Raw genomic sequence first — 5,450 nt, forward strand, 5'->3', positions numbered from 1 at the left:
GGAGCCCCCTTAGGCGGACTTTTGGTTCCTTTTCGTCCGTCCGAAAAGGAACCCGTGGGCGCGGCGGAACGCGCAAGTAATTCTTGCCGCTTGAAAAGCGGCAATTCCCGTGAAAGCTCCGCCGCTCCCCGAGCGGCAAAATCTAATTCTGCGAGTACTGCTGCTTACACTGATCGATCTTCTTCTGTGGGGCGGACTCCGTCTGGTACCAGCCGCGCTTGACCATCTCGTCAAAGACCTCGTGCTGAATCTGGTGTTCCTCATTGAGAATGTTCATCAGCTCGCTCATGACGGCGGGCGACGCACATTCGTTCGCAAAGGTGTTGTACCCCTCTGTGACGAATTTCTGGCTCGAGAGCACATCCTCCATCATTTCGCGGTCGCCGAACGGTTTCTGCTGGTTCATGAGCGCCCTCCTAACCCAGCTGCTGGAGCAGCCGGTCATAATGGTTTTGGTGTTTCGCGGAGTTCTGTTCAAACTGGGTTTTGAGCTGCGGGTCGGTGGTCATCTGGGCGTAAAGCGCGAACTTTTTGACGAGCGTCTGTTCCACGCCGAGCTGGTCCTCGATGGCGGAAAGTTCTTTGGACGTCAAAGGCATAAAAAACAACCTCCTTCAATTGGGATACCTAAAGTATTCCAACCGAAGGAGGCAAATATACGGTTGCCCGCTCAGTGGCGGTGGGTGGAGGAGGCCACAAAACCATCCACGAGCTGGTCGATATACTGGAAGGATAGACCGGTTCCGACCGCGACGCATTCAACGGGATTTTCCGCGAGGCGCACCGGCATCTTGAGTTCGCGGGACATATAGACCTCCATGCCGTGGAGCATCGCGCCGCCGCCGGTCATGACCATGCCGTTGGTGAAAATGTCCCCGACAAGCTCGGGCGGCGTGCGCTCGACGACCGAATGGACCGCCGCGCGGATTTCGTCCACCAGCTCGACCATCACCGGATAGAGCTCCCTCCGGGTGAGCAGCACCTTGGTCGGCAGTCCGGTCGCGAGGTGGCGGCCCTTCACCTCATAGGTCTTGTCCTCCGCGTCGCGGTCGACGCTCGCAATCGCGATCTTGACACGCTCGGCCATCCGCTCGCCGAGCAGGACATTGTAGCGGGAACGCATGTATTTGATGATCGCGGCGTTGAACTTGTCCCCCGCGAGCTTGATCGACGTCTTGCAGACGATGCCGTTGAGGGAGAGCACCGCGATATCGCTCGTGCCGCCGCCGATGTCGAGGATGAGGTTGCCGTTCGGCCGGGAGATGTCGATGCCCGCGCCGATTGCCGCCGCCACCGGCTCCTCGATCAGGTAGACGCTGCGCGCGCCCGCCTGCACGGCGGCGTCAACCGCCGCCTGCGCCTCCACGCCGGTGATGAGCGAGGGCACGCAGAGCGCCACCCGCGGCTTCATCATGTTGTTGGGGCAGGCCTTTTTCATGAAGTATTTGATCATCGCCTCGGTCATCTTGTAGTCGGAGATGACACCGTCCTCCAGCGGGCGGATGGCGGTGATCCGCGCGGGCGTCTTGCCGAGCATGTCGTGCGCCTCGTCGCCCACGCTGAGCACGTCCCCGGTGCGGGTGTTGATCGCCACGACCGAGGGCTCCCGCAGCACGATGCCGTGCGCGCCGTTATAGACGAGTACCGTCGCCGTTCCCAGGTCGATCCCGATGTCGATTGAATTCATATTCGTCCCCCTGACGGGCCCCGCCCGATTCATTACCGCACCATTATACAACATTTTACAGCACATTTCAACGCCGGCCGCCATTTGCCGCCATTTCCCTCTGTCCGGCGGGCGTCGTGGCCGCCGCGGCGAGGAAAACCTCCCCCGCGCCCGCCTTTTTGAGAAGCGCCGCGCACCGGCGGGCCGTCGCGCCCGTCGTGAGCACGTCGTCCACAAGCAGCACCCGCTCCCCGTTGAGCGCCGCGCCCCGGCAGAGGGTGAACGCCTCCCGCGCGTTTTGTTCCCGCGCCGCAGCGCCCTCCTGCCGCGCCTGCGCGCCGCCCCTTCCCGTGTGGGCCAGAAGCCCGCCCACGACGGGCGCGCTCAACCGCCGGGAAAGCTCGCGCGCCAGCAGCTCGGTCTGGCAGAATCCCCGCTGGCGGAGCTTTTTACGGTGGAGCGGCACCCAGGTGACCAGGTCGAACGCCCCGTCCCCAAAGTCGCCGCGCACCCGCTTTGCCATCAGCGCCGCGAGGAAGGGCGCGTAATAGCTGCGCCCGCTGTATTTGTACCGGTGGATGCCCCGGCGCACGCCGCCCTCATACCAGAGCGCCGCGGACACGCCGTCGCAGACCGGGCCGGACGCGCCGCATGCGCACCGGTCCGTCCGCTTGCCACAGCCGGGACAGGCTTCCCCCGCCGTTTCCGGCAGCCCGCATTCCCCGCACAGCCACCCCTCCCCCGCGAGCACCCGCCCGCAGAGAAAGCATTTGTGCGGGAAGAGCAGGGTGAGCGCGCGCTCCCACAGGCTAGTCATCGCACACCTCCCCCAGCAAAAACCGCAGGTTGGCGTAGCGGCGGGTCCGTTTGTGGCTCTGCACCATCGTGCGCACCGCCGAGGCCGAGCCGAGGATGATGAGCAGCTTTTTCGCGCGGGTGACCGCCGTGTAGAGCAGGCTCCGGTAATACATGCGGCTGCGCCCCTCCGCGAGCGGCAGGATGACCGCGTCGTACTCGTTGCCCTGGCTCTTGTGCACGGTGATCGCGTAGGCGAGCTCGAGCTCGCCCGCCATGTCGAACGAATACTCGGCGCGCCGCCCCTCGTCGAACCGCACGATGATCGACGAGGAGGGGCGGTTGATGAGCTCGATCACGCCGATGTCGCCGTTGAAGATGCCCAAACCCTCCTCGCCGTCCTCCTTCTCCCACAGGAGATCGTAGTTGTTCTTCACCTGCATGACCTTGTCCCCCTCGCGCAGCGTCTGGGGGCCGGCGGAAAACTCCTTTTTGCGCTCGTCGGGCGGGTTGAGCGCCTGCTGGAGCACCCGGTTGAGCTCCCCGGCGCCCGCCGCGCCCACCCTTGTCGGCGCGATCACCTGGATGTCCCACATCGGCGAAAAGCCGTAGCTCTTGGGCAGCCGCCGCGCGCAGAGGTCGGCGGCGGTGGCGCAGATGCGCGCCGACTGCTGCTCGGGCAGGAAGAAAAAGTCGTTGTCACGCACGTCGAGACGCGGCTCCTCCCCCGAGACGATCGCGTGCGCGTTGGTGACGATGAGGCTTTGGGCCGCCTGCCGGAAGATCTCCGACAGGTGCACGACCGGCAGCTTTCCGCTGTCGATGAGGTCGCTCAGGATGTTTCCCGCGCCGACCGACGGGAGCTGGTCGGGGTCGCCGACGAGGATGAGCCGGCAGGAGAACTTGACGGCGCGCAGGAGCGACTCGAAGAGGAGCGTGTCCATCATCGAGGTCTCGTCGATGATGACCGCCTCGCAGGGCAGCGGGTTTTTCTCCCCGCGCTTGAATTTGGTGACCCCCGAGCCGTCGTCGAAGTCGACCTCGAGCAGGCGGTGAACCGTCTTGGCCTCCACGCCGGTCAATTCGCTCATCCGCTTGGCGGCGCGCCCGGTCGGCGCGGCGAGCGCGACCTTCTCCCCCATCTGCCCGAGCAGCCGGATGATCGCCGAGATCGCCGTCGTCTTTCCGGTGCCGGGGCCGCCGGTCAGGATCATGAGGGGGGCGGTCACCGCCGTAACGATCGCCTCCCGCTGGAGCGCCGCGTAGGTGATCCCCTGCTTTTCCTCGAGCGCGGAGATCGCCGCCTCGAGATCGGGGGTGAGGCCCTCCCCCTTCTGGCCGCGCATGAGGGAGAGCTTGGAGGCGATGTAGCACTCCGCCTCGTAATAGCGGGGAACGTACAGGAAGGGCTCCCCCTTTACATCGAGCCGAACCAGCTCCCCGCGCGCCACGAGCTCCTCGAGCACGTCGGCGGCGTGGTAGCTGTCCGTGCCGACCAGCCGCGCCGCCGTCTCGAGCAGCTTCGGCTCGGGCAGGCAGGTGTGGCCGTTGTTCATGCTGTTGTGGCGCAGCACGTGCAGGATGCCCGCGGCAATCCGCTCGAAGCTGTCGGGCGCGAGTCCCGCCGCGTCGGCCGCGGCGTCCGCCGTCTCGAACGGCACGCCGATCTCCTCGCAGCAGAGCACATAGGGGTTCTGCGACACGATCTCCTGCGCCTGGGGGCCGAACTTCTTCCACGCCTTGATCGCAAACGGCGCGGGAACGCCGATTTTCGCCAGATATAACATTACAGTTCGTATACCGAACAATTTTCGATACTCATTGGAAATTTGTTCCGCTTTTTTTGGCGAAATTCCGGAAACCTCGGTAAGCCTTGCCGGATTCTGTTCGATCACGGTAAGCGTCTCGTCCCCGAACCGCGCGACCAGCCTCCCGGCGGTCTTGGGACCGATCCCCCTGACCGCGCCGGAGGAGAGGTAGGAGGCGATGGCGGCGGCGGTCGCCGGGAGCAGCCGCTCATACTTGTCCGCCTTGAGCTGGAGACCGTATTTGGGGTGGGTGGCGTACACCCCCTCGACGATGAGCGTCTCGCCGACGGCGATGCCCGCGAACTCCCCGACCACGGTGACCAGCTCGCCGCCGGCCGAAAGCTCAAGCACCGTAAAGCCCGTCTGCTCGCTGTGGAAGACGACCGTCTCCACCCCGCCCTCCAGCCGGTAGCGTTCGCCAAGCTCCATTTTCCGTTCCCTCCCGCGCGAAAATCGGCCCCGCGGCCGCGGTTTTATACAGCTATCATTATAGCCGTCCGCGCAGGAAAGCGCAAGCGCGCCGGGAGCCCCCGCCCGCTAGCACAGGAGCGCCGCCAGTTCCTCCGGAGAGCGGACGAACCGCACCCCCGCGCCTCGCGCGAGCTCCTCGCAGTCGTGGACGCCCGTTTCGTCGAGGCCCGCGTCGTAAAGCAGAAGCACTTGACCGCTCGGGTTGGATTCCCACTGGAGGCAGGCGTAGAAGAGGGACATCTGGTCGCCCGTGTTTTTCCCCTTCCCGCCGACCGGCACGACCTTGTAAACCCCGTTGCCTTTCCGGCTCAGGCGCACCGCGAGCCACGCGGCCGCGTGGATGAACCCGATACACGCGAAGACCGACAGCAGTCCGATTCCCAGGATGTGCAGCATGAAAAATCACCTCGGAACATCCTATGTTCCGGGGTGATTTTGTGTGAGGCGTTTTGGGCCCTATTCCTTCACGGCTGCCAAAAGCGCGCCGGTTTTGTCGGTTTTTTCCCAGCTGACGCCCAAATCCTCGCGGCCCATGTGCCCGTAGGCGGCGAGCTGCCGGTAGATCGGGCGGCGAAGGCCGAGGGTCCGGATGATCGCCGCCGGACGCAGGTCGAAGACTTTGGTCACCGCCTCGGCGAGCAGGTCGTCGGCCACCGCGCCGGTGCCGAAGGTGTTGACGTTGACCGACACGGGAACTCTCAGATCGGAAG

7 protein-coding genes are annotated in these 5,450 nt (G+C 64.9%); all 7 read right to left on the reverse strand.

The features are described 5' to 3' along the window. Window positions 1–142: 142 nt before the first annotated feature. Window positions 143–406, reverse strand: a complete 264-nt coding sequence (locus tag RDM88_RS11525; RefSeq protein WP_308754979.1) for a spore coat protein — start codon at window positions 404–406, stop codon at window positions 143–145. Window positions 407–416: 10 nt separating this feature from the next. Continuing rightward, complete coding sequence (locus RDM88_RS11530; RefSeq protein WP_101549328.1) at window positions 417–599, reverse strand: spore coat protein; 183 nt, start codon at window positions 597–599, stop codon at window positions 417–419. A gap of 71 nt (window positions 600–670) precedes the next feature. Next, window positions 671–1,687 (reverse strand): rod shape-determining protein, encoded by a 1,017-nt coding sequence (locus RDM88_RS11535; RefSeq protein ID WP_308754980.1) that lies wholly within the window; start codon window positions 1,685–1,687, stop codon window positions 671–673. A gap of 67 nt (window positions 1,688–1,754) precedes the next feature. Continuing rightward, window positions 1,755–2,483 carry a ComF family protein gene (locus tag RDM88_RS11540; protein ID WP_308754981.1) on the reverse strand — a complete coding sequence of 243 codons (729 nt, stop codon included), beginning with the start codon at window positions 2,481–2,483 and terminating at the stop codon, window positions 1,755–1,757. Then, window positions 2,476–4,698 (reverse strand): ATP-dependent RecD-like DNA helicase, encoded by a 2,223-nt coding sequence (locus RDM88_RS11545; protein WP_308754982.1) that lies wholly within the window; start codon window positions 4,696–4,698, stop codon window positions 2,476–2,478. Before RDM88_RS11545 ends, RDM88_RS11540 begins: the two co-directional genes overlap by 8 nt. A gap of 108 nt (window positions 4,699–4,806) precedes the next feature. Further along, complete coding sequence (locus RDM88_RS11550; protein WP_308754983.1) at window positions 4,807–5,136, reverse strand: hypothetical protein; 330 nt, start codon at window positions 5,134–5,136, stop codon at window positions 4,807–4,809. 60 nt (window positions 5,137–5,196) lie between these two features. After that, window positions 5,197–5,450, reverse strand: a 254-nt coding sequence (locus RDM88_RS11555; RefSeq protein ID WP_308754984.1) for a methionine adenosyltransferase domain-containing protein, incomplete at its 5' end; no start/stop codon positions are given.

The sequence above is a fragment of the uncultured Anaerotruncus sp. genome (genome assembly GCF_902490045.1).
Taxonomy (GTDB): domain Bacteria; phylum Bacillota; class Clostridia; order Oscillospirales; family Ruminococcaceae; genus Anaerotruncus.